This window comes from Streptomyces fodineus, from assembly GCF_001735805.1.
Lineage (GTDB): Bacteria > Actinomycetota > Actinomycetes > Streptomycetales > Streptomycetaceae > Streptomyces > Streptomyces fodineus.
Genome location: NZ_CP017248.1, coordinates 5200528 through 5223598 on the forward strand (window position 1 = coordinate 5200528; position 23071 = coordinate 5223598).

Genomic DNA, 23071 nt, shown 5'->3' on the forward strand with positions numbered 1-23071 from the left:
CTGACGCCGGACGATCTGATCGCCCACTACGGCCTCGAACCCATCCCGCGCGAGGGCGGCCTGTTCCGGCCAACCTGGGCGGGGCCGCAGCGGTCCGACGGCCGCCCGGAGGGCTCCGCCATCGTCGCCCTGCTCACCGCGGACGACTTCTCCGCGCTGCACCGGCTGCCCACCGACGAGATCTGGCACTTCTACCTCGGCGACCCGCTCCAGCTGCTGCTGCTCGCCGAGGACGGCACCACCCGCACCGCCGTCCTCGGCCCCGCCCCGCTGACCGGCCAGCACGTCCAGCTGACCGTGCCCGCCCGCACCTGGATGGGCGCACGGGTGGCACCCGGGGGCGCGTGGACGTTCTTCGGCTGCACGATGGCTCCCGGATTCACCTACGAGGACTACGAACACGGGAACGCCGCCGACCTGACGGCGCGTTATCCGGCCGAGGCCGCCCGGATCGCGGAACTGTGCCGCCCATGACCTCGCTGCACCTGCTCGACGGACAGACCGCCCTGGTGACCGGCGCGGGCGGCGGCATCGGCCGCGCCATCGCCGTGCGTTTCGCCGAGGAGGGCGCGGCGGTGGCCGTGCACTGCCGTACGGCGGTGGACGCGGCGGAGCAAGTGGCGGCCCGGATCCGGGAGTCGGGCGGCGAGGCCGTCGTACTCCGGGCGGATCTGACGGACGAGGAGGCCTGCCACCGCCTGGTCCGGGAGGTGACGGACTGGTCCGGCGGCCGGCTCACCGCCCTCGTCAACAACGCGGCCGTCCAGCCCGTCCAGCCCCTGCCCGGCATGACGGCGGCCGAGTGGCGCACGGTCGTCGACACCGACCTCACCAGCGTCTTCGCCTGCACCCAGGCCGCGGCGGACCATATGCGGGCGCACGGCGGCGGCACCGTCACCCACATCGCCTCCATCGAGGCCGCCCAGCCCGCCCCCGGCCACGCCCACTACAGCGCGGCCAAGGCGGCGGTGGTCATGCACGCCCGCGCCGCCGCCCTCGAGTACGGGCCGGACGGCATCCGCGTCAACACCGTCTCGCCCGGCCTGATCGACCGGGCGGGCCTGGCGGAGGCCTGGCCGGACGGCGTACGCCGCTGGCTGGCCGCCGCCCCGACCGGCCGCCTGGGCCGCCCCGAGGACGTGGCCGACGCCTGTGTGTTCCTCGCCTCGCCGCTCGCGCGCTGGATCACCGGCCACGACCTGACCGTGGACGGCGGCGTCTCGGCCCGACCGACCTGGTGAGCAACGCGGCGGATCCCCGCGTACGTAAGGGGACGACGGCAAGGGAGGGGACGAGGTGCAGCACCACCGACACCGATGGCCCGGGCGGCTGACCGTCCTCTGCGCGGGCCTCTTCCTCGTCCTGCTCGGAACGGCGGCCCCGGCCTCGGCCCACGCGGCCCTGCGCACGACCGACCCGCCCGACGGAGGTGTCCTGCGCACGGCCCCCCGGCACGTCACCCTGACCTTCAGCGAATCGGTCGGCCTGCTCACCGACTCCTTCCGCGTCTACGACCCCCACAACCACCGTCTGCGCACCGGCCCCGCCGACCACGCCCCCGGCCGCTCGGACACGGCCCGCGTCCCCCTCCCCGCCCGGCTCGCCACCGGCACCTACACGGTCGCCTGGCGGGTGGTGTCGGCGGACAGCCACCCGGTGTCCGGCGCGCTCACCTTCTCGGTCGGCAAGCGCACGGCGACCACCGCGCGCCCCGTCCCCGACCGCACGGAGAACCCCGTCACGGCGGCCCTGTACAACATCGCCCGCTACCTCGCCTACCTCTCCGTGGCCCTCCTCCTCGGCACGGCGGCGTTCGTGGCGTACTGCCGCCCGCCGACGGCGGCCCCCCTGCGCACCCCCGTCCTGGCCGCCGCCTGGACCCTCCTCGGCACGACGGCCGCGCTGTACCTCCTGCGCGCCCCCTACGAGGAGGGCACCTCACCCGTGCTCTCCCCGGGCTCCCTGACCCACACGGCCACGACCCGGCCCGGTGCGCTCCTGCTCGCCCGCCTGGCGCTGCTGCTCCTGTCCGCCGCCGGCGTGGCGCTGCTGCGGGCCCGCCGCAGAAGGCTCCCGCGCCGTACGACGCTCACCGTGGCCGCGGCCCTTTCCCTCCCCCTCGCCCTGACCTGGACGGCGGCCGAACACGCCTCGGCGGGCATCCAGGTCCCCCTGGCCATCGCCTCCGGCACCCTCCATCTGCTGGCCATGGCCGCCTGGCTGGGCGGCCTGGCGTGCCTCCTGCGCACGCTCGGGCGCACCAGTACGGCCACCGTGGCCCGCTTCTCCCGCCTGGCCGGCGCCTCGGTGACGGTCCTGGTCCTGACCGGCGTCTACCAGTCCTGGCGGGGCCTCGGTTCCTGGCAGGCGCTCACGGACACGGCGTACGGCCGCACCCTGCTGGCCAAACTGGCGGCGGTCACCGCGCTCCTGCTGGCGGCGGCCTGCTCCCGCACCTGGACGACCCGCCTGACCGCACGGCCCCGGTCCGCCGTAGCCCGCGTCCCCGAAGCCGCCCGCGTCCCCGAACCGGCCGGAGGCCCCCCGCTGCCCCCGGAACCCCCGGCCCCGCCCCCGCAGCCGCCCTTCCACCTGCTGCGCCGCTCGGTGCTGGCGGAGGCGGCCGTCGCCGCGGTGGTCCTGGCCCTGACGACCCTGCTGACCAGCACGGTGCCCGGCCGCGCGGCCACCGAGGCGGCGCCGGCCGAGGCACCGGCGACCGGCATCCCCACGGCCTCCGTCACCACGATCCCCTTCGACGTCGGCACCCCCGGCGGCCACGGCAAGGTCCAGATCACCCTGGACCCGGGCCGTGTCGGCCGCACCTCCGTCCAGGCCGTGGTCTACGGCCCCGACGGCGGCCTGTCCACGGTCCCCGAACTCCGCGTCACCCTGACCCTGGGAGCCCAGAAGATCGGCCCCCTGGACACCAGGGTCACCGACCGGGGCGGCTACTGGGGCGCCGACTCCTTCGCCCTCCCCCTGCCGGGGACCTGGACGATGAAGGTGACGATCAGGCTGTCGGAACTGGACCAGGTGACGGTGTCGGCACCGGTGCGGGTGACGCGGTAGCCGTCAGCCGGTGAGCTTCAGCGCCATGAGGCCCTGGTCGAGACCGATGACGAGATGGCCGCCGGCTTCGACCACGTCGTAGACCTCGCGGCGGATCGGGATGCTCATGACGGGTCGAAGGTCGTCTCGGGTCCACAGTCCCGGGGCAGTCGAGTCGCATCCACCCGTGGCCGAGCGCCTCGCCCACCGATCCGCTCACGGAATCGCCGAGCACTCCCTCGGGCGATCCGACCTGGTGGGCACGCCGGCTCGGGTCAGTCGTCGACGGCCTGGTAGAGCGTGGTCCAGAAGTCGTGGATGAGCCGCGCCGAATCGGGGGTGGACATCCCGACCTGGGTGAGCAGGATTCCGGTGAGCTGGTTGCCGGGGTCGGCGTAGGTCGAGGTGCCGCTTCCGCCGTCCCAGCCGAACTGGCCGACGGACGCGTAGTCGCCGCGGTAGGTGCGCACCGCCATCCCCATGCCCCAACCGCCGTGCTGCCCCTGGCCGAACGACACATGGACGTTGTCGCGGGCCAGGGCGGTGCGGGCGGCGTTCTGCTCGGGCGTCAGGCGGTTGGTGGTCATCAGCTCGACAGCGGGCCGGGACAGGATCCGTTCGCCGCCGTACGTCCCGCCGTTCAGCAGCATCCGGAAGTAGGCGTGGTAGTCGTCGACGGTGGAGACCAGACCGCCGCCGCCGTCCTGGAACGCCGGAGGCCGGCTGTGGCGTCCCCCCGCGGCCTCGTCGTACACGTGGAACTCCCCGGTCTTCGGGTCGGGGGTGTAGAAGGTCGGCAGCCGGTCGATCTTGTCGGCGGGTACGTGGAAACCGGTGTCCTTCATGCCCAGGGGGCCGAAGACACGTTCGCGCAGGAACGTCTCGAACGACTGGCCCGTGACCCGGGCGACGAGCACGCCGAGGAGATCGCTGCTGATCTGGTACTGCCAGCGCTCTCCGGGCTGGTACATCAGCGGGAGCGTGGCCAGGCGGCGCATCCACTCGTCCGGCTCGGGCATCGGCTCCGGCAGATTGGGCGTGAGGCCCTGCTCGAAGACCGCGTTCATGATCGGGGTGCCCAGCGACGTCATATCCATGCCGAGCCCGAACGTGGAGGTCAGCACGTCCCGCACGGTGATCGGCCGCCGCGCCGGCACGGTGTCGTCCAGCGGGCCGTCGATCCGCTTCAGCACCTGCCGGTCGGCGAGTTCCGGCAGCCACGGCTCCACCGGGTCGTCCAGCCGCAGTCTGCACTCGTCCAGCAGGATCATCGCCGCCGCGACCGTGACCGGCTTGGACGTCGAGGCCATCCGGAAGATCGTGTCGCGGCGCATCGGCGCGCCACCGTCATGACGCATCGTCCCGAGCGCTTCGACGTACGTCTCCTCGCCCCGGCTGAACAGCGCCACGAGTCCGGGAATCTTCCCGGAGTCCACATGCCGTGCCAGCACCTCGCGCAGTCTGCGCAAACCCGCTTCGGAGAAGCCGCTGTTGCTCAGTCCCATCAAGAATCTCCTTGCATACGGTGTTCGATCTGCGCGCCCCGTCCCGGCGTGGCACCCAGGGCCTCGGCGAGCCGGAGCTCGGCCGTCGGGACTCCCTCCTGCGGCGGCGAGTTCGTGCCCTCGCGCCGGCTCACCCCACAGGAGCGCATGGCATCAGCGTGGCCGGGCAGTGCCGGCGCGAACAACGGCGAAGTGCGCAAGGCAGCGTTGCCCGGCGGGTCACCGATGCGCCTTGTGTCAACGCAGCGTTGACCGCTAGGTTCACGATCAGGAGGGGGCATGGAGCTGCGTGAGATCCAGATCTTTCTGACGCTGGCGGAGGAGCTGCACTTCGGACGCACCGCCGAGCGGCTGCACATCACCCCGTCCCGGGTCAGTCACGCCATCAAGAAGCAGGAACGGCGCATCGGCGCGCCGCTGTTCGAGCGCACCTCCCGCACGGTCCGGCTCACCCCGCTCGGCAAGCAGTTCCGCGAGGACCTGCTGCCGGCGTACATCCAGATCCAGCAGGCCGTCGACCGGGCCGTCGCCAAGACGCAGGGCGTCACCGGTTCTCTGCACGTCGGCTACTCCACCCCCTGGTGTGCCGATCTGGTCTTCAAGGCCGCCGAGGTCTTCCGGGACCGGCACCCCGACTGCATCGTGCAGGTCCAGGAGATCCAGTTCGACGATCCGCACGACCTGCTGCGGCGTGGCGCGCTGGACCTGCAGGTGAGCGAGCTGCCCGCCCTGGAGCCCGGCATCGCAGCCGGGCCCGTCCTGTTCCGCGAGCCCCGGGCGTTGATGGTCCCGGCCGGCCATCCGCTCTCGCGCCGCGACAGCGTGTCGCTGGAGGACCTGGGCGACGTACCGCTGATCATGCCGGGCGGGAACATCTCCAAAGCCCTGCTGGACGTCCATCTGCCGACCCACACGCCCATGGGCCGCCTCGTCCCGCGCGGTCCGACCTACATCTTCTGGCCCGAGGTACTCCCGCTGGTCGCCGCCGGCCTCGGCGTCTCGGTCGTGGCCGCCCGCGCGGCGCGCTACCACGATCGTCCTGGCATCGCCTTCGTCCCCTTCCGGGACGCGCCGACCCTGGACTATGGCGTCCTGCGGCGCACTGCCGGGCAGGCGCCGTCCGTCCTGGCCTTCGTCGACGTCCTCCGCGACCTCGCCGGCAACGAGTGACCCTCGGCCGATGCCGAGAACGGCGGCGTGGGGTCCTTGGGCCCTGCGCCGGGGACCTATGGCTCAGCGCGACCGCAGCCTCACTGACCCATCCTGGCACTGACGCACTGACGCACTGACGCACTGACGCACTGACGCACTGACGCACTGACGCACTGACGCACTGACGCACTGACGCACTGACGCACTGACGGCATCGACGTAGCCGCGGGCCGAGGGAAGTGATCGGCATGATGTGGTACGACGGCGGATGGGGCTGGGGCGGCTGGTTCCTCATGACCGTCTTCATGGTGCTGTTCTGGGCCGTCCTGATCGTCGGCCTCGTCGCGATGGTTCGCTACCTCGGCGGTACGCGACACCACCAGCAGCCCGGCTCGCCTCCACCGTCCGGCGACGGCGGCTGGCAGGACCGACGAGCCGAGAGCCTGCTCGCCGAGCGGTTCGCCCGCGGGGAGATCGACGAGGACGAGTACGAACGCCGGCTCACGGTGCTCCGGGAGCACCGGTGACCCCGTATCACCGCCGAACGGAGTGGTCGGCGGTCGCCATTGCGGCGGCGGCCGCGTCCGGCATGTACGCGGAGCTGGACGTCACCAAGTGAGCGAAGGAACCGGCGGCCGCGGAAGCCCGCACCGCACTCGGACGACCGCCGCCGGGGCGTAACGCGGAAGCACCCTCACCGCGTGTAAGAGGTGACGTCCGGTCACGAAAGGACAAACACGGTGAGGGAAGCACCCGCGGACTACCTGGAGTTCGCAGTCGCCCGCAGCGGGCCTCTGTTCCGGACGGCCTGTCTGCTCACAGGTGACTGGCACCTCGCCGAGGACCTGGTTCAGGAAACCCTCGCCAAGATGTACCGCTCCTGGCGGCGGGTCAGCCGGGCGGGCTCCCCGGTGGCCTATGCCGACACGGTGCTGGTGCGCACCTACATCTCCCAGCGCCGCCGGCGCAGTTCCACCGAGCGCCCCAGCGACGCCCTGCCCGAGACGGCAGGGCCCGCGCCGGACGCGGAGCTGCGGATGGCCTTGCTCGACGGCCTGGCGCAGCTGACGGCCAAGGACCGCGCGGTGCTGGTGCTCCGTTACTGGGAGGACCGCTCGGTGGAGGAGACCTCTCAGGTCCTCAAGCTGTCGCCGGGAGCTGTCCGGGCCCGGAGCATGCGCGCTCTGCAACGGCTGCGCGCCCTGCTCGGCGCCGAGCTGGCCGACCTGGCCGCATGACGAGTACGGCCTGACGACGCCGGGCGCCGTGACGATGCCGTGACGACTCCCAGCGCTTTGACGACGCCCTAGAACGCCCCGGAACCCAGAAGAACGGAAAGCCACCATGTCCCCCGACAAGGACAACAAGGACAACAAGGGCAACACGGACGACAAGGAACTCGAGACCCGGGTGACCCGCGCCATGAGCCGCGCCACCGGTGAGTTCCCGCCCCACTCCGCCGACCTGGTAAAGCGGTCCGTGGCCCGGGGCCGCCGCATGCGGTTGTTCGCCGCGACCCGCATCGCCGTCACGGCCGTCGCGGTCGTCGCGGCGGGCGGCACCCTGATGGCCACGAGCGCTTTCGGCAGCCATGGTGCCGGCACCCCGGATCAGCAGCGGGCCGGCGCCCCCGTGCGCTCCGCCGAGCAGCCGCCTTCCCGGGCGCCCTCGTCGATCAGCGGTGACGAGATGATCCGCACGCTCGAGAGCCTGCTGCCGTCCGGCGGGACCGTCTCCGCGGCATCGGGCAGGGCGTCCCAGGCCGGCCCGCCCGTCGTCTGGCCGGCGGCGAAGCTCACCTACTCCACCCCGCAGGGGTCCTCCGGCATCGACGTCACCCTCACCCGGCTGGATCCCGGCATCCCCGCCGACCAGCAAGGTGAGGGCGGTTGCCTGCCGGTGGAGGTGCGCCCCTACGACAGGTGCACGACCGAGAAGCTCCCCGGGGGCGCGGTGCTCAACACCACCAAGTCCTTCACGTACCCCAACGGCGACACCGGGCAGAAGCGCTGGTACGTGGTACTGACCACCGCTGACAGGGTGCAGCTGACGGTGGAGGAGTTCGGCGGTGGCGACGAGAAGGGATCGTCCAGTGGAGCCGCTCCGCTGCTGTCCGTCGCCCAGCTGACCTCGATCGTGCGCAGCCCGGCGTGGAACAAGGCCATCACCGCGCTGCCGGCCCCGGAGGGAGCCCCTTCCACCACCCCGTCCAAGCACGTACCCGGCGCACGCTTGACCCGGGTGCTGACGTCACACCTGCCCCGGGGCGGGACCGTCTCCGACCTGAACGCCGGTGACGGCATGGTTCAGCTGGTCTACGACGACGGCCACGGGAAGAACATGGTCGAGGCCGACGCGCAGTACGCCATGACCGCCGACTTGGCCGGGCACATGGGCTGCGCCGGTGTCTCCGGTCACTGCGAGGCCACGACACTGGCCGACGGCACGCAGGTCAAAAAGGTCCAGGGCCCCTCGGAGAAGGGCGGGGCGGCCCAGGTGTGGCTGGTCGACACCCTGTATCCGGACGGCCGCCGGGTGGTGGTCCGGGAGGTCAACTCGTACGCCGAGAGCGCTCCGGTGACACGCCCCCGGCCGGCACTGAGCATGACCCAGCTGCTGAGCACCACGCTCGACAGGCGGTTCTTCGCGGACTGAGCATCCGACGCGGACGCGCACCCGGTACCCGCATGTGACGGGAGTCATGCTCCGCGCGGTCGCCCGGCAAGTAGGAGACGCCCTCCGGAAGGCGCCGGGGCGGCCCGGGGAACCGACCGAGACCCGAACTGAGCCGGACGAACGCCAGAGGGCCGGACCACTTTCGCGGTCCGGCCCTCTGGGCTGGCGGAGGATACGAGATTCGAACTCGTGAGGGGTTGCCCCCAACACGCTTTCCAAATGTTCGTCTGGAGGTTCGGGAGCGATCAGGAGCGTTCTGACCTGCGGCGGAGTGGGGCGCTGGACAGGCGGTGGACGGGGCCGGACGGGGGTGAATGCAACCAGAACTGCAACCGGAGGCGGACCTTGATCCACCCGGCGAATCCATGCCGACTCGGCTCACAGGCCCGTAACGGCCTGTCCGGTGAGCGCTTGGGCGATCTGCCAGAGCTGGCCGCCGCGGCTGGCCTTGACGAGAACAACGTCATCGGGGCGGAGGATGGAGCCGAGGTAGGAGGCAGCGGTGGCGTTGTCGCCCACCAGCGCAATCTCCGGGACCCCTGCTGCGCCCGCCGCAAGGGCGAGCTGCTTGGCGAGGTCCCCTCCGACCGCCACGACGAGATCGACGCCGACCTCTGCCGCGAAGCGCCCGATCTCTCGGTGGGCTTCAACGGCCTGGTCGCCCAGCTCTAACATCTCTCCGAGTACGGCGATCCTCCGGCCGCCTGCGGCCTCGGTCGTGTCGCCGTCGGCCTCGGTCATCAAGATTCTCCGTTGGGGGTCAGGGGCGCGAAGGTGATCGCGCGGCCGGCGTAGGAATGGGACAGGCGGCTGAGCGTGACTCGATCGTGTGTCTGGCCCCACGCCGACGGGTCCCGGAAGAGGATCGTCGGATCGGGGCCGTCCTCGTAGCCGCGAAGGATGACGAGGTGGCCGCCCGAGCGGCCGTCCTCGGGGAACTGCTCGGTCACGGACACGATGAGCGGCGCGTCGCCGAGCCGGCCGAGCAGTTCTTCGACGGGCACGGGCTCTGCGGCAGAGGGCACTCCCAGGTCGGTCGCCAGGCGCGCGATCCCCGCGTGAAGTGCTCCCCGCGGGGTCAGAACCTCGTGCTTAACCGCGAGTTTCAGGAGTTCCGTCACCGTGGGCGCCTCGTGCCCGTAGGCGAGCAGGATCATTCTCAGCGATGCCAGGCCGCACGCCCGGTTGGACCATTCGATCCTGTCTCCCAGTGCCCATCCGCCGTGCAGATCCCACTCGGCGGGGGTGATGAGCTGTCGGCACATGGGGACTTCGTGGACGCACGGCACAGCGGCAGGCTCCTACGGGGAGACGGCAGCCTCCCGTGTCAGTGTGGTGCTGGAGAACACAGGAGTGGTCAGGGGGACATCGTAGGGCGGCCGGGCCAGGGCCTCGTGCAGCATGGCCAAAACGACGTCCGTGTGCGTGAGTCCGACCATCGCCGCCCCGACCGCGAAGTTGCTGTCGCGGGACATGCCCGGTGTGCTGTTGACCTCCAGCACGTACGGCTCGCCGTCCTCGGTGAGGATGAAGTCGATGCGGGCTGAGCCGTGCAGCCCGATCCCGTCCCACAGTGTCCGGACGTCACCGGTGATCTTGTCCAGCACGTCGGGAGCCAGCTCGGCGGCGCGTACGGTTACGGTCCCCCTGGAGTCCACGTCGAGCTTCGTGTCGGCGTCGTAGAACTCGGCCTCGGTGGCCTCGGTGGCCAGCGGAGGGAAGGCAATGACGGAGCCGCCTGGCAGCTCCAGCAGCCCCACCGTCAGTGGCATGCCGCTCACGTACTCCTCTACGAGAACGGCCGCACCCTCCTCGCCGGCAGCGTCCGCCAGGGCCCCGGGGAGGTCCGCCGGATCGCGTACGAGGCTCATGCCCACGCTGGACCCGCCGAAGGGTGGCTTGACCATCACCGGGCGCCCGTTCCAGGTCGCTGGTCCGCCGGTCCAGACGTGCCAGCCGGGCGTGGGGACGCCGAGGGTCAGCATCACCCGCTTGCAGAGGATCTTGTCGGCGGCCACCGCGGATGCCCCGACCCCGCTGCCACAGTACGGCACGCGAAGGTAGTCGAGGAGACCCTGCAACCGGCCGTCCTCGCCGTACGGGCCATGTAGGTTCGAGAGGGCCACGTCGTACCCGACCAGATCCATGATGAAGTCCGGTTCGCACGGGTCCAGCACTTTCCAGCGGGCGCCGATCTCCTCCAGCGCCTCGGCCAGGGCGGTGACGGATCGCTGTTCGACGGGGCACTTCGAGTGGTAGAGCCTGTCCTCGGCGGACACGGGCCCGTAGATCAGAGCGACGCCGAGGCCCTGGCGGCTCTGCCCCCACTGTCGAAGCTCCTCGGCGGCCTTCTGCACCGCGAGGTCGGAGCTGGGGCTGAGGAAGAGAGTCATGCGAGTACCCCTTCGAAGGTGTTGGTGACCGGCCCGCCGACCCACTGAGTCCGGTTCGGCCGGGCGTCGTGTGGCCGGACCGTGAGCGGCTCTCCGGCGCGGTTGTGGACCGTGACGGCGCGGCGTGCGACCAGCCCGCGCATGGTGGCGATGACTGCGGCTGCGACTGCCCCGCTTCCGCATGACAGGGTTTCCGCCTCGACGCCGCGTTCGTAGGTGCGGATCTTCAGCGCCTGGCTGCCGGCGGATTGAACGAAGTTGACGTTCGTGCCCAGCGGGGCAAGGCCGGCGTGGTGACGGACGAGGCGCCCGACGATCACCGCATCGATGGCCTCCACGTCGTCCACGATGGCCACGACGTGTTCCGTGCCGGTGTGGGCGCTGTCGAACCAGGTCGGCCTGCCGTTGATGGTCGTCTGTAAGCGCCGGGGGAGGATCTCTCCCACCTCGGCCGTGACCCACACGGAGTCATCTGAGACGACCGCCTCGTGCTCCACTCCGGCCATGCGGAGACTCATCTGCTGGAAGCCGTGATCGCGGTGCGCGGCCCAGGCGGAGCATCGCAGGGCGTTGCCGCACATCGTTGCGAGCGAGCCGTCCGAGTTGAAGCAGGTGACTTCGAGGACGGCGGGGTCCTTGCTGACCAGTCGGCTGATCACGAGCCCATCCGCGCCGACGCCGATACGCCTGGCGCACAGGCGCTCCGCCTCCTTGGGCCAGTCCATGTCGTCGTCCGGGGAGGGGTCGCAGAGCAGGACGAAGTCGTTTCCTGCACCGTGCATCTTGCGAAAGCGCATGACAGTGCTCCTCGCGTGGTGAGGTGAATGGTGGTGTGCTGTCTGAGCGGGGTGCGATCAGCGGCGTTCGAGAGGCCGGTAGGTGGTCCGGGCCTCTCGCATGATCAGCGGGGTGCGTCCGGCGAAGTGCAGAATGCGGGCCGAGGCGCCGCCGGCTGCCCTCATGTCCTGGACCCGCTCGTACCTGCCGTCCAGGAGGACGAAGTCGCCAACGCGGACATCAGTCGGGGGCCGGACGGCTGGCACTGTCCCGACAGGCGGGGGCGGTATGGACGGCTGCTCCTCGGTTCGGCGCTCGTACATTCAGCCTCTCCAGGTGCCCAGCAGAAGGGAGCCGCCGATGGCGACGAGGCATACCACGTAGGCGAGTTGCTGGTTTCGAGGGCTCATCGGGTTCCGATCAGGTGGCGTTCCACGCGGCTGCGGACTGACCGGATGCCGATCTCGGCAAGAGGCACCCAGGCCGCCGCACCCGTTTCGATCATTGAGGGGAAGACCGCGCCCGAGTGGGCCCGGAAGAGATAGCGGATGCCCACCCGGAGGCGAGGTCCGTACCGGTGCTGCCCTGGCCTGGCACGTCGACGAGGAAGGGGCTTTCGGCGCCGGGCTGCGTCCATACGTCCCGGATGCCGACCTGCTCGGCCAGCAGGCGGAGGGCCGCCTCGCTCAGGGAGTCGTCCTCGGCCTCCGGCTCAGCCTCCGCAAGCGCGTAGCCAGCCTCGTGTCGCAGGCACAGGACGCGGTTGCGTTCGTCAACGACGACGGCGCCCGCCATCACGAGGGGGCAGCGCCGGTCGTGGGTGCAGGCTCGGCGTCGCGAGTGGTCGACTGCCGCGTCATAGACGGGCATCAAGGCCATCTGCTCGGCAGGGTGGTCGTGGATGTAGTGGGAAAGCTCCCGGATGATCTGGTCTTCTCTGACGCTCACGGCGCACTCAGCCCGTTCCGCTCGGTGTAGATCCACATCAGCCGCCGCGTCAGAAGGGCTACGTTGCGGAGGTAGATGTAGGTCCCGAACGTGGGTGTTTCGGCGTTTGGCCGGTTCGTGAGGTCGATCAGCCTGGTCCCCTCGCGGACGAGCTTCCGCACATCGCTGTCGTCGTCGGCGCCCAAGTCCTCGCCGAGCAGACGGTTCAGCTCCTTGGCAATCCCCGGCAAGTGCCGGTCCATCACCGCACGAGTCGTCGTGCCCATAGGCAGGCCGAGGACGACATCCGTGTGCGAGGAGATTGCCTCGATGTCGATGGGTGATTTCTCGGCCTCGGATTCCTCGGCCGACTCCGTCGCCTTGCCCGTATTTGCCAAAGTCATCACTGGCCCCTCCGGAGCACGCTTTCTGCCGTGCCAATAAAGCTAGGAAGGGGCGGCGATATAGCTCCACGAGTGTGCCCGAACTTGCCAGGCGTTCACCCTAGAGATTCGATGGCAGCGGTGATGATTTCCCGCGCATCGGCGCCGTAGACGGCAAGTTCAGCCAGCTCGCCGAAGGTCTTGGCATACATGGCAAGTTCGTGCTTCTGGACGACCGTGAGGTGTGCCGAGATCAGTTCGACGTTCACCAACTCTTCGTCGTAGAGGAAGAACCCTTCGACGGGCCAGAGGCCCGAACGGTCAGCGTCCTGGGGGATGATGCCGATGCTCACCGAGGGCAGTGCCATGACGCTGAGGAGATAGCCGAGTTGGCCTGCCATCACGTCCGTGCCGCCGATGCGGTACCGCAGAACGCTTTCTTCCAGGATGATGGCGAACTTTCGTTTCCCGTAGACGACCTGTTGCTTCTCCACCCGCACCTTGACGGCCGCCGGCACATCGTCGATGAGTCCTCGGCGGTCACGTATGGAGGTGAGAAGTGCGGTGATGTATGAGGCTGTCTGCACGGGGCCAGGGATGAGCCAGGGGGAGTAAATGCGGAAACGCTCGGTGCGCTCCCATAGGGGGACCACCGACTCCTGAGCCCACTTGAGGCCGTGGCGCTCCATTTTTCGCCACTCGACGTACATGCCCTCAATTCCGCGGGCCGTCGAGATGAGGTCCTCGGCCTCACCCTCCGCGCCGCACGCGGAACACCAATCGCGAAGGTCGCGCTCCGAGGGGGCCCGGGAGCCGCTCTCGAAGCGCGATGCCTTCGACTCATGCCAGCCCAGGCTCTGGGCCAGCGCCCGCTTGGTGAGACCGGCTCCTTGCCGGATCTCGGCCAGGCGCTGTCCGAGGGCCTTGCGGGCTTCCTGGACGCTCGAAGACGGCGATGTCATGTCAGTGTTGGCGGTGCTGTTCGGACTGTCAGGCCAGCTCGAATTCTGCGTGCGGCGTTGCCCGCTTCCACACGGCCTCGAAGGCAGATTCGCAGAGCTTCGCCACCTCCGGGTCTTCCGTGAGTTCGACCTCCATGTTCTCGCCCTCGCCGTCGAAGTGGTTGACGAGGACGAGGTGGGAGTCGAACAGCCAGAAGTCGTTGCCCGGAAGGGCGAGGTCGGTTGCCCCTCGCCGTGAGAGCCAGCGCACGCCTTCGCCGGCGGCGATGTTCAGCCCGTCCGTCACGTCGTATTCGAACCGGATGTACTCGCTGACCGGTGTCGAGACGACGCGGGCGCGTCGGACCTCGACGCCTCGCGAGGTCGCCTCCGTGACGATGGCGTGCCAGTCGGCCCAGCGTTCGGCCGGATCGAGAACCACACCGGCCTTCCAGTCGATGAAGGCCGGGTCTGACTTCATGTAGGCGTCGCGCATCTCCAGGTGAACAGCGGTCCGTTGGCAGTCGCGGAACAGCTCCTCAAACGTCGGGGTCCTCGTCACGCTGCTTCACCTCCTGGAAGAACTGCACCATGCGCCGGGGGATCTCCACCACCGTCTCGTGTCCGGGGATGTCCATCTGCCCGAGTCGCTCGGAGTCTTCCACCTTCCACCCCTGCACGAGGTAGGTGTCCTTCTCGTCGTCGAGGTAGACGGTGGGGGAGCCGCCGCTGGGGCTCTCGGGGTCCTTACCGAGCTTGATCAGGGCCATGATGACCTCCTCGGGTGCCGGTAACGATGTTTGTGCCAGAGCTTGCCCGCGACTGGGCTGTCGAGCCAGGAACTTGCCCAAACTTGCCAGGAACCGAGCGCCGTAGCGTCGTCAGGCAGGCGGCCGTCCGCACGGGACGGTGGTCGTCGCGGCTTCTGGTAGCCCTGGCCTTGTCGATGCCCACGTGCGTAAGGCCGTCGCCAAGGCCACGGTGGTCAGGTCTACGAGGTGATGAGGCGGGATCGGCAGGCGGGACCGGAGGCTCCGGTCCCGTAGCGATGCATCGGCTGGCCGCAGCCGCAAGGCCACGCGTAATCCAAGGACTCGTCCGCCCTCGTTGAGGAAACCACCGCCAAGCGGCACGGGCCTGGGCGGCCAAGAACCGCCCAGGCCCGCGAGACGGCGCCCAGTTCGTGAGCTGCTACCAGCCGCTGGTGTAGCCGGAGCCGTTACAGCCGCTGCACCTGCCGTCTCCGCCGCAGGTGTCGCACTTCTTGGGCTGCAGGAAGCCGTCCACCTTGCCGGTGCCCTTACATCTGCGGCATTCGCCCTTCCTGTCCGGGCATGCCTTGCAACGAGCCATGAGAGATCCCTTCAATCATCAGGTGATTCGCCCCGCAGGACGAAGTGATCTTGGATGGAGTTCTGGTCGCACCTCGTCACCCGCTGGGCGTTGATCCTTTGCCGCCGCATGCCCGGCACAGGCCGTTCCCGCCGCAGGTGTCGCACTTCCGCGGACTGGAGCCGCCTCTGTGCTCTCCGGTGCCCTGGCAGTCACGGCACTCGCCGTCGCCGTCGCAGGATGCGCATCGCAGCATGAGCACCGTCCGTTCTCGGGCGCTCTGAGATGCATCGGTCGGTGTCAGCGGACCGGGTGGATCCGCTCCCAGTGATCAGTGTTCAGTACGGCTGCGAAGTAGTAGTTCGGAGCGGTGTAGTCGCCGGGGACGAGGCGCCTGTCGTTCGCGAGCACGCGACTGTACGCCTTGATGATGGACAGGGACTTCGTGAGGCAGTTGTTCGTGAAGAGGTTGTAGCCCGGCTTGGTGCGGACGTAGGCGCGCAGTGCCGCGGTGACGTCACCGTCGCGGGTGGTGACACAGCGGTAGCGGTTGTAGGTGAGAACGTGACCGTGGAAGGGGTGCCGCTTGAAGGTGCTGTACACCTGTGCCCAGGTGCCGCCGGCGTACCACGTCTGCCCGGGGTCCTCCGTCGCCCCGAAGAAGTAGTGGTCCTTCTGGCCGCGGACCTTGATGGCCCACCCAACGTGGCCCAGGGTCCCAACCGCCTTCGTTCGGTTGAACATGCAGACGCGTCCGTACTCGGGGGTGGACGCGTGAGCGGGCTCCGCGGCCAGTCCGGTGGTAGAGGCCAGGGCTACGCCGGCGAGCGCGATGGCTCGCATCAGTCGGGTTGCGGTGCTGCGCATGGGGCTTCCTTTCGGCAAGTGGGTGGTCTGGTCCTGGTGTGCTGCTCCGCTACGCTCTGCCGGGCATGGCAAAGCCAAGCAGTCGTGCAGGGCGGGGAGTTGGCGGCCTCGGTGGGTCGCGGAATCCATGGTGGGCAATCGGCCAGGCGTGACTCCAGCGATTCCGCCGGCGACTTCTCCCAACCGCGTCCCAGCCTTGTCCCATGCTTTGGCAGGTGCCGTGAGCTGCGGAAACACCACCACTGGGATGAGAAATGGGACGGCGTTGGGAGAGGAAGACGTGGGCCACGAGCAGGACGTGAGCGGCAGGCAGAGTGTGTCGGCTCCGAGAGACCTGCTCGTGGAAGCGTTGAGTGCGCGGATGCGGGAATCCCTGCTGGCGTACGACCGTGTCGAAGCGAAGCTCAGGGACGCCCTTGGGCCGGGCGCGCGTGGGGTGAGCAAGTCTTCGCTGAGTCGCTACCTGGACCCAGTTCGCACCGAGCTGCCCCAGCCGAGCGTCCTGGCTGCGTTGGCCGACATCTTCGGCGTCGGTGAGGATGAGCTCGCGCAATGGCAGGAGTGGCGGCGCTTGGCGAGAGTGTCCCAGAAGCAGGGATCGGGGCCGCGAAGGCCGGAGACGCCATCGCGGGCACCCGCCGACACCGTTGCCCCCGCCGGTGATGGTGCGGGAAGCGCGGGCGATGTGACCTCTGACCAGCCGTCAGCCGCTGCATCGGGCGGCAGCCGCGAGCCGTTCCCGGTCCGGGTGCCGCAGCAGCCAGGCGGCGAGACAGCCGTAAGGCCGGACAAGCCCTCGTCACGGAGATGGTGGGTTGCGGCTGTCGGCGTGATGGCTCTTGTCCTGCTCGCGGTCGCAGGGATGGTGGGGACAGGGATGTTCGGGCCCGCCCGGGCACCGGCAAGGATCGAGGGCGGCGCGGCGGGAAGCGACGCGGCGGGAGGATGCCGGGGGGTGGTCACTCTCGCGCACGCCCCGCTGCGTGCAAACCCTTGCGTCCGCGTGGTCAATGGCCAGCTGGAACTCGCCAGCAGCGTCGTCGCCCTGCAGTCCGGCACGTACACCGTCTTCGTATGGCTCACCGACGGCAACACCTACCGACCCGATGTACCTCCCCACCGGTGCACCGTAACCTTGCAGGCTGGCCAAGCCGCGACTTGCTCCGTACGCACCACACCCGATCGCCCCGGAACGTCCTGGCAGGCAGCCACGGCAGCCAGGGCGGGGCAGGCTGACGTTCCCGATGGGTGGCAGGAATTCCCCGACGTGACCGGAACGCAGAGTGGCCACCCCGTCACCTGGCCGCTGCCCAGCCTTCAGCCCTCAGCTGTCCCCACCACAGCACCGCTCATTCAAGGAGCCGACGTCGAGAAGGGGACGCTGGGCGAGGACAGCCGATGCGGACCGCCAGTCCAGGGCCCCGCCGGTGTCGTGTGGCGGGTGTGCGCGCGTGTCCAAGCTGCCCAGGTCTCCTTCGCACTCAAGATCACCAATGTGAGTAGTGCGGCATCAACCCTCAAGATCCGGCTTCAGTACGTCCAGGCGGGAACCTTCCGGTCCTGCCCGGGCTGGCCGGGCACCGAAGTGATGACAGTGGCGGGGGGTCAGACCCGGATCACCGACACGAAGCGGTGTTCCGTCGCCCGCGCCATCGGCGTGCCCTACGCGTACCAGGGCGTCGGCTGGGTGCTGCCCGCGGACACGAGCAGCGGGACGTACCGTCTGTCGCCGACAGCACATATCTATCCGGATCACGTGATCTGGCAACCGGATGCGTTGTGATCCAAGCTGTGAGCAGCGGGTCCCCGCTATCTCTGCGCCATGTCGACGAAGCGGGAGTAGTGGCCTGCAAGGGGAGGTGATGGTGACAGTGGGACCGTGCTGGTGCTTGGAAACGATCAGTTCAGCCTCGCCGGCGCGGGGCGAGTCCTTCTCGTAGGTGTCCTCGCGGTGGAGCAGGATGACCGCCCGATTCGGCCGGTCAGCGCCGACGGACGGAGTCGTTCGTTGCGCTCGTGGCCGAGTGCGTGGCGGGCCCCGAGGACGGGGTGCGCCGGTTACCTCGGACGGGTCCGTCGCGGAGGCTTTCAGGTACGGCGGGCAGGTGGGCGCTACGCCGCAGCTGCCACACGAGGACGTCGCTGATGGAGGCGGCGGTGTTGAGCTCGCGCCGTCGGGTGGCGTCGTCATGGGGGCTGCTGTTGGTGGTGTGCACGGTGGTGATCGCCCACTTCCGGTCAATGTCGGGACTCTTCTGGGGCGAGGGAACGAGTCTTTGGGCTGGTACGGCCAGTCCGCCGTTGCAACGCTGGGTCCGTCGGATCCTCGGCTCCGTTCAGCTTCAGCGTCGCCCGCGCGACCGGGACGCTAGCGGCAGGCCCGTACGTATGTAACGCTGACGAGTTGGGCCCATTCGTTCGGTGTCAGCCGGGTCGCGAGGGCGCAAGCTCGGCGTAGGTCGGCTTCGGGGTCGAGGTTCCAGAAGCGGAAGGTGCCGTCCCAGCTGCCGCTGGCCAGTGTCTTTCCGTCTGGTGTGTAGGCCAGGCCGCCGAAGGATTGGGCATGGCCGGTGAGGATGACGGGCTGGCCGCCACCGGGGATCCTCCACAGCCGGATCGTCTGGTCGTCCGCAGCGCTGGCCAGTTGGGTGCCGTCGGGGCTGAAAGCCAGGACGCGCGGGATGCCGGTGTGGCCGACGAGCGTGGTCAGGGGGCGCACGCGCACTGTGCCGGGTGCGTTGGGTACCGCCCCGGTGCCTAGTCGCCAGACGTGGATGGTGCGGTCCGTGAAGGCCGCGGCGAGGAGTTTGGCGGTGCCGTCGAAGGCAAGGGCCCAGACCTCCTGAGCCGGCAGGGAGCCTAGCGGGTGTCCGTCGAGGTCCCATAGGCAGACTGCCGCGGCGGTGGCCGAATAGGTGGCGATGACGCCGTTGGGGCTCACGGCCACCGGCCGTCCGCCGCCCGAGTGGGCCGGGAGCTGGACGCGCTGTTTCCCCGTCGACACGTCCCAGACGCGTGCGACGTCGTCGTCGCCGATCGTGACAGCGAGGCTGGAGCCGGTGTCGAAGGCCACCGCTCGGGCCCAACGCGTCGTGGGCATGTGGAGCGTGGTGCGATGGTGTCGGGCGATGTCGTACAGGAACGCGTTGTGGCAGTCGCCGGTGATCCCCAGGGTGTTGCCGTCCGGGGCGAAGGCGAGTCTCCACACAGGGCACGCATCCGGGAGGTGGAAGGAGTCGAGGCGCTTGCCGGTGGTGCGGCGCCAGATCTGCACGTGGGCGTCGGAGTCCCCCGTGGCGAGGAGTCGGCCGTCGGGGCTCATCGCCGCACCCCGCAGGGAGGCGATGGGGCGGGTCATGAGCATGCGGTCGGAGATGTCCCACAGGACGGCGCTGCCGTCGCTGCTGACGCTCGCCAGTTGCCTGCCGTCCGCTGTGAAGGCCACGCCGTTGACGTGGCCGGTGTGTCCGGTGAGCCGGTCCACCGGTGAGCCGGACTTGGCGTTCCACAGGCCGACGGTCTGGTCGTAGCTGGCGGTGGCGAGCATGCTGCCGTCGGGACTGAACTTGACGTCGAACACCGCGTCGGAGTGGGCAATCGGCTTGCGCAGGGGCCGTACGGTTCCCGAGGCGACGTCCCACAGGCCGACGGTGAAGTCATCGCTGGACGTGGCCAGCGTGCGGCCGTCCGGGCTGAACGCCACGTGAATGACCGCGGCATGGTGGAGCCCGTCCAGAACATGCAGTTGCTCGCCGTCATCGCGTCGCCAGATGCGCGCGGTGCGGTCGCGGCCGGAGCCCGCGATCAGCTTTCCGTCCTGGCTGACGGCCACGCCCAGGGCTTCACCGGCCAGTCCGTGCAGGGTTGCGGCCTGGTTGCCGGTGGCGGGGTCCCAGAGGCGGACCGTCCCGTCTTGGCACGCTCCGGCGAGCACGGTGCCGTCGTCGCTGAGTACCAGGGAGTTGACGACCACTGAGCTGGTGTCGATGCGGCGGACATGACGCGGGGCGGCCGGGTCGGTCAGATCCCATTCGTCGATCCCGCCTGTTGTGGAGGGGGCGGAGAACAGACGGTGCCCGTGCGGTGTGAAGGCGAGGGGTCCGACGCCGTTCTGGTCGATGGCGGGCAGGTGCTGTCGGCTGCGGCGGTCGAACAGGTCGATGCCGCCGCGGGCATCGGGGTCGGCGACCGCGAGGAGTGGTCCCCGCGGATCCAGCGCGATGGCGGTCAGGCGGCCGTGGTGGGCCGTCAGCCTGCCTTCGAAGCGGGAGCCGGAGGTGGACAGCAGCGCGCTGAGCGCGTCCGGGTTGCGGTGGTCCTGCTTGTAGGCGGAGGCGGCCAGGAGCATGCCGAGATCGGGTCGGCCCGCCGCGACCGTGCCGGCCTGGTTGGCAAGCGCCGCTGCTGTGGCCGCCCGGGAGTTCCGCTTGGCCTCCAGGGACATTGAAGACGCGATACCGAAGGCGATCAGGGCGAGTGTCGCGAGGACGGCCAGGCCGGCCACCAGCCCGCGCAGCACGCGGATCCGGCGCCGCTCCGCGCACCGCGCGGCTTCCTCGGCACCCACCGAAGCGGCGAGGAACTCGGCACCGGTCCGGCTCAGGCCGAACCGCTCGCCGTCGACGTCGGCCCAAGTGCGGGCGAGCGCCAGCCGGGTGCCCCGGTAGAGCAGGGCCGGATCGCGGTCCTCAGCCGCCCAGGTTTCGGCGTCCTGTTCCAGTCGCTGGTGCGTGACCAGGCCGGAGCGGTCCTGTCTGATCCACTCGCGCAGCCGGGGCCACGCGCTCAGCAGGGCCTCGTGAGTGAGTTCGACGGTGTCGGTGGTCAAGGTGAGCAGCCGGGCGGCGGCGAAGCCGTCCAGGAGACGCTGCACCGAGGCGCTGTCGGGCAGCGCGGCGAGCAGTTCGGCTCGGGTGACCCGTCGTCGGGCGTCCTGGATGTCCGGGCCGACCCGGACCAGGCGGATCAGCACCTGGCGTGCGAGGTCGTGGTCGGCCGGGTCAATTGCGGCCCAGGCGCGTTCCGCGGCCTGGGCGACGGATCCGTGCAGGCCGCCGGTCAATCGGTATCCCTCCAGGGTGAGCCGGCGGCCGGAGCGCTGCTGCCAGGTGGCCAGCAACACGTGCGAGAGCAGCGGCAGCGCGCTCGGCTCGTGTCCCACCCCGTCCTCACCGGCTCGGTCCGGCAGCCCGAGATCTCTCAGGAGCACCTCGAACAGGCCCTCTTCCAGCTGCAGCCCCGCCGCCTCGGCGGGCTTGCGGATGGCCCGGGTGAGTTGAGGGGACGTCATCTGCGGCAGGACGAGCTGGTGCCTGCGGACCGGGGCCAGGAGGTGCGGATGGTCCAGACAGTGCTGGTAGAAGTCGGCCCGTACGCCGAGGACGGCGATCACGAGCGGGCCTCCCCCGCCGGTGGTGGGGGAGGTGACGGCCCGCAGCGCGCCGAGGAAAAGGTCGCTCCGGTGCCGATCGGTGACCAGGGTGAAGAGTTCTTCGAACTGATCGATGACCAGCATGAGTCTGTTTCCGTCCGGCAGGTGCCGGCGAAGCACGGCACCGAACGCGTCGGGTCCTTCTCCGGCCGCCGCCTGAAGCACCTCTAGGGGGCAGCTCAGCGTCCTGCAGAGCGCATGGACCAGCGCCGTGACGGGATCCGCGGTCGGGGTGAGCACCGCCACCGGCCACTTCTCGGAGCCGGGCAACGCACCGCTCGCCAGTGCGGGCAGCAGGCCCGCCCTCAGCAGCGACGACTTCCCGGCACCCGACGCACCGAACAGGATCAGCAGGCCGTCCCCGTCGAGGCAGCGGCTGAGTTCACCGATCAACAAGGCGGTGTCCTGCTCCCGACCGAAAAACCATCCCGCGTCCTCGGTCCGATAGGCGGCCAGTCCCCGGTACGGGCAGGGAACCTGAGGCGAGTCCTCCACCTCGCCAGCTCCATCGCCGCAGGCAGGAGAGTCGGTCGCCGCTCGCCACCGTGCACGCCAGTCCGCCAGGTCGTAGAGGCCCGGCACGGCGGGACGCGACCTCGCCCTGCGGGCTTCGCCGATCAGAACCACCAGCACGGCGGCCAGCGGCTCGAACCGCGCGGGCACGGCGCGCCCGCCGCGCCAGTCGCTGATCCTTTGGGCCGGCACCCGGATCGGACGGCCGTCGCCGCCGGCCCGCTGGGCACGGGCGACCGAAGCGGACACGCTCCGCAGGAGGGGATTGCCCGCCTCCCGGTAAAGCAGGTCGAAGCGCTCGGCGAAGGCGCGGCGCGGTGCGGGGACCCCGGGCCCGTTGGTCATGCCCCCAGTCTCCGAGCCCGACGTGCGACCCACCGACCGTCCTGTCTGCATCGGCCCGAGCCTCGTACCCCGTGACCTGTGCAGAGGCGCGGCGGACCACTGCCGCGAGATCACCCGAAAGGGATCACGCTCCGGACCGGAGCCGGAACGGAAAGCCGCCCCACCCCACATGACCTGCGGTTTCCCAGAAGTGCCGGGCTCTGCGGCTAGGTCGGCGGCGGTCGGCGGCGCCAGCGTGGGGCCCGGCCGGATCCGCCGGCCGCACTTGACCGAGGAGAAAGCCCGTGAACCGTTCCCACCGCTGGTTCGCCGCCGCGCTCGCGGCGACCGCCGCGTTCGGCTCGCTCACGCTGACCGGACCGGCGCACGCGACGGCACCGCACGCACGCACCACCAGCACGAGCGTGGCTCCGAGCATCACCCGGCACGACGAGATCGAACGGGCGAAGACCTGGCTGACCGCCGACAACGGCAAGCCGGTCCCCTACAGCCAGGAGCGCAACTGGACCGACGGCTACCGCCAGGACTGCTCCGGCTACGCCTCCATGGCGCTCGGCCTGCCCAAGCCGGGCCCCAACACCATCGCCCTGAAGAACGACGGCTGGACGACCCCGATCCCCATGTCCGCGCTCAACCAGGGCGACCTGATCATCAAGGCCGACAGCGACTCCTCCAGGTTCCGCCACGTCGTGATCTTCGACCACTGGGCCGACGCCGACCACACCACGTACTGGGCCTACGAGCAGGCCGGCGGCGTCAGCACCCAGTACACGACCCA

The 23071-nt window shown here is 70.0% G+C and carries 20 protein-coding genes and 1 pseudogene; 8 read left to right on the forward strand and 13 right to left on the reverse strand.

Annotation, left to right across the window (positions count from 1 at the left end):
- The 3 genes from BFF78_RS22045 to BFF78_RS22055 are packed head-to-tail and all read left to right on the forward strand — an operon-like array spanning position 1 to position 3072.
- Entirely contained in the window at positions 1-474 is a 474-nt protein-coding gene (locus BFF78_RS22045; protein WP_069783728.1) for a cupin domain-containing protein, read from the forward strand.
- The gene (locus BFF78_RS22050) at positions 471-1241 is read left to right on the forward strand and encodes an SDR family NAD(P)-dependent oxidoreductase (RefSeq protein ID WP_069779967.1); all 771 of its coding nucleotides are present in this window, start codon (positions 471-473) and stop codon (positions 1239-1241) included. The genes BFF78_RS22045 and BFF78_RS22050 overlap by 4 nt, the downstream gene beginning before the upstream one ends.
- A 55-nt stretch (positions 1242-1296) precedes the next feature.
- Positions 1297-3072, forward strand: coding sequence for a copper resistance CopC/CopD family protein (locus tag BFF78_RS22055; RefSeq protein ID WP_079161425.1), 1776 nt, complete (start codon positions 1297-1299; stop codon positions 3070-3072).
- Between the two features lie 254 nt (positions 3073-3326).
- On the opposite strand, the gene BFF78_RS22060 is transcribed toward BFF78_RS22055, so the two are convergent.
- On the reverse strand, positions 3327-4556 hold the full coding sequence (locus BFF78_RS22060; protein WP_069779968.1) for a serine hydrolase domain-containing protein: 1230 nt from the start codon (positions 4554-4556) through the stop codon (positions 3327-3329).
- 279 nt (positions 4557-4835) lie between these two features.
- Between BFF78_RS22060 and BFF78_RS22065 the strand changes: the two genes are divergently transcribed.
- The 4 genes from BFF78_RS22065 to BFF78_RS22080 all read left to right on the forward strand — a co-directional run bounded on the left by BFF78_RS22065 (position 4836) and on the right by BFF78_RS22080 (position 8363).
- Entirely contained in the window at positions 4836-5726 is an 891-nt protein-coding gene (locus BFF78_RS22065; RefSeq protein WP_069779969.1) for a LysR family transcriptional regulator, read from the forward strand.
- Between the two features lie 230 nt (positions 5727-5956).
- Positions 5957-6235, forward strand: a complete 279-nt coding sequence (locus BFF78_RS22070; protein WP_069783730.1) for an SHOCT domain-containing protein — start codon at positions 5957-5959, stop codon at positions 6233-6235.
- Between the two features lie 213 nt (positions 6236-6448).
- Positions 6449-6946, forward strand: a complete 498-nt coding sequence (locus tag BFF78_RS22075) for a SigE family RNA polymerase sigma factor (RefSeq protein ID WP_069779970.1) — start codon at positions 6449-6451, stop codon at positions 6944-6946.
- Between the two features lie 106 nt (positions 6947-7052).
- The gene (locus tag BFF78_RS22080) at positions 7053-8363 is read left to right on the forward strand and encodes a hypothetical protein (RefSeq protein ID WP_069779971.1); all 1311 of its coding nucleotides are present in this window, start codon (positions 7053-7055) and stop codon (positions 8361-8363) included.
- Between the two features lie 399 nt (positions 8364-8762).
- Here the strand turns inward: BFF78_RS22080 and BFF78_RS22085 are convergent, their stop codons facing one another.
- From BFF78_RS22085 to BFF78_RS22135, 10 genes are all read right to left on the reverse strand, one after another.
- Positions 8763-9125 (reverse strand): glutamate ligase domain-containing protein, encoded by a 363-nt coding sequence (locus BFF78_RS22085; protein WP_107440875.1) that lies wholly within the window; start codon positions 9123-9125, stop codon positions 8763-8765.
- On the reverse strand, positions 9125-9649 hold the full coding sequence (locus tag BFF78_RS22090) for a C39 family peptidase (RefSeq protein WP_069779972.1): 525 nt from the start codon (positions 9647-9649) through the stop codon (positions 9125-9127). The genes BFF78_RS22085 and BFF78_RS22090 overlap by 1 nt, the downstream gene beginning before the upstream one ends.
- Positions 9650-9685: 36 nt before the next feature.
- Entirely contained in the window at positions 9686-10777 is a 1092-nt protein-coding gene (locus BFF78_RS22095; RefSeq protein WP_069779973.1) for a D-alanine--D-alanine ligase family protein, read from the reverse strand.
- A complete protein-coding gene (gene dapF, locus BFF78_RS22100; RefSeq protein WP_069779974.1) occupies positions 10774-11574 on the reverse strand; it encodes a diaminopimelate epimerase in 801 nt (266 codons plus the stop codon). The genes BFF78_RS22095 and dapF overlap by 4 nt, the downstream gene beginning before the upstream one ends.
- A 481-nt stretch (positions 11575-12055) precedes the next feature.
- Complete coding sequence (locus BFF78_RS22110) at positions 12056-12502, reverse strand: NUDIX hydrolase (protein WP_227025900.1); 447 nt, start codon at positions 12500-12502, stop codon at positions 12056-12058.
- Entirely contained in the window at positions 12499-12885 is a 387-nt protein-coding gene (locus tag BFF78_RS22115; protein WP_227025901.1) for a hypothetical protein, read from the reverse strand. The genes BFF78_RS22110 and BFF78_RS22115 overlap by 4 nt, the downstream gene beginning before the upstream one ends.
- Positions 12886-12980: 95 nt before the next feature.
- A complete protein-coding gene (locus tag BFF78_RS22120; protein ID WP_069779977.1) occupies positions 12981-13826 on the reverse strand; it encodes a helix-turn-helix domain-containing protein in 846 nt (281 codons plus the stop codon).
- Between the two features lie 28 nt (positions 13827-13854).
- Positions 13855-14367, reverse strand: coding sequence for a DUF6879 family protein (locus BFF78_RS22125; protein WP_193433515.1), 513 nt, complete (start codon positions 14365-14367; stop codon positions 13855-13857).
- Complete coding sequence (locus tag BFF78_RS22130) at positions 14345-14575, reverse strand: hypothetical protein (protein ID WP_069779978.1); 231 nt, start codon at positions 14573-14575, stop codon at positions 14345-14347. The genes BFF78_RS22125 and BFF78_RS22130 overlap by 23 nt, the downstream gene beginning before the upstream one ends.
- An 862-nt stretch (positions 14576-15437) precedes the next feature.
- The gene (locus BFF78_RS22135; RefSeq protein WP_069779979.1) at positions 15438-16004 is read right to left on the reverse strand and encodes a hypothetical protein; all 567 of its coding nucleotides are present in this window, start codon (positions 16002-16004) and stop codon (positions 15438-15440) included.
- A gap of 280 nt (positions 16005-16284) precedes the next feature.
- On the opposite strand from BFF78_RS22135, the gene BFF78_RS22140 reads away from it, so the two are divergent.
- On the forward strand, positions 16285-17787 hold the full coding sequence (locus BFF78_RS22140; protein WP_069779980.1) for a helix-turn-helix domain-containing protein: 1503 nt from the start codon (positions 16285-16287) through the stop codon (positions 17785-17787).
- 26 nt (positions 17788-17813) lie between these two features.
- On the opposite strand, the pseudogene BFF78_RS46300 reads toward BFF78_RS22140, so the two are convergent.
- A pseudogene (locus BFF78_RS46300) lies at positions 17814-17973 on the reverse strand (DnaB-like helicase C-terminal domain-containing protein); the annotation flags it as partial.
- Positions 17974-18372: 399 nt separating this feature from the next.
- Positions 18373-22293 carry a WD40 repeat domain-containing protein gene (locus BFF78_RS22145; RefSeq protein WP_069779981.1) on the reverse strand — a complete coding sequence of 1307 codons (3921 nt, stop codon included), beginning with the start codon at positions 22291-22293 and terminating at the stop codon, positions 18373-18375.
- Positions 22294-23071: the final 778 nt, after the last annotated feature.

What these genes read in the sequence shown, in the direction of transcription:
- BFF78_RS22050 (WP_069779967.1), top strand. Translation starts at nt 471, where the DNA reads ATGACCTCGCTGCACCTGCTCGACGGACAGACCGCCCTGGTGACCGGC.
- BFF78_RS22095 (WP_069779973.1), bottom strand. Translation starts at nt 10,777, where the DNA reads ATGACTCTCTTCCTCAGCCCCAGCTCCGACCTCGCGGTGCAGAAGGCC.
- BFF78_RS22130 (WP_069779978.1), bottom strand. Translation starts at nt 14,575, where the DNA reads ATGGCCCTGATCAAGCTCGGTAAGGACCCCGAGAGCCCCAGCGGCGGC.
- BFF78_RS22065 (WP_069779969.1), top strand. Translation starts at nt 4,836, where the DNA reads ATGGAGCTGCGTGAGATCCAGATCTTTCTGACGCTGGCGGAGGAGCTG.
- BFF78_RS22080 (WP_069779971.1), top strand. Translation starts at nt 7,053, where the DNA reads ATGTCCCCCGACAAGGACAACAAGGACAACAAGGGCAACACGGACGAC.
- BFF78_RS22060 (WP_069779968.1), bottom strand. Translation starts at nt 4,556, where the DNA reads ATGGGACTGAGCAACAGCGGCTTCTCCGAAGCGGGTTTGCGCAGACTG.
- BFF78_RS22085 (WP_107440875.1), bottom strand. Translation starts at nt 9,125, where the DNA reads ATGACCGAGGCCGACGGCGACACGACCGAGGCCGCAGGCGGCCGGAGG.
- BFF78_RS22090 (WP_069779972.1), bottom strand. Translation starts at nt 9,649, where the DNA reads ATGTGCCGACAGCTCATCACCCCCGCCGAGTGGGATCTGCACGGCGGA.
- BFF78_RS22120 (WP_069779977.1), bottom strand. Translation starts at nt 13,826, where the DNA reads ATGACATCGCCGTCTTCGAGCGTCCAGGAAGCCCGCAAGGCCCTCGGA.
- BFF78_RS22070 (WP_069783730.1), top strand. Translation starts at nt 5,957, where the DNA reads ATGATGTGGTACGACGGCGGATGGGGCTGGGGCGGCTGGTTCCTCATG.
- dapF (WP_069779974.1), bottom strand. Translation starts at nt 11,574, where the DNA reads ATGCGCTTTCGCAAGATGCACGGTGCAGGAAACGACTTCGTCCTGCTC.
- BFF78_RS22135 (WP_069779979.1), bottom strand. Translation starts at nt 16,004, where the DNA reads ATGCGCAGCACCGCAACCCGACTGATGCGAGCCATCGCGCTCGCCGGC.
- BFF78_RS22115 (WP_227025901.1), bottom strand. Translation starts at nt 12,885, where the DNA reads ATGACTTTGGCAAATACGGGCAAGGCGACGGAGTCGGCCGAGGAATCC.
- BFF78_RS22145 (WP_069779981.1), bottom strand. Translation starts at nt 22,293, where the DNA reads ATGACCAACGGGCCCGGGGTCCCCGCACCGCGCCGCGCCTTCGCCGAG.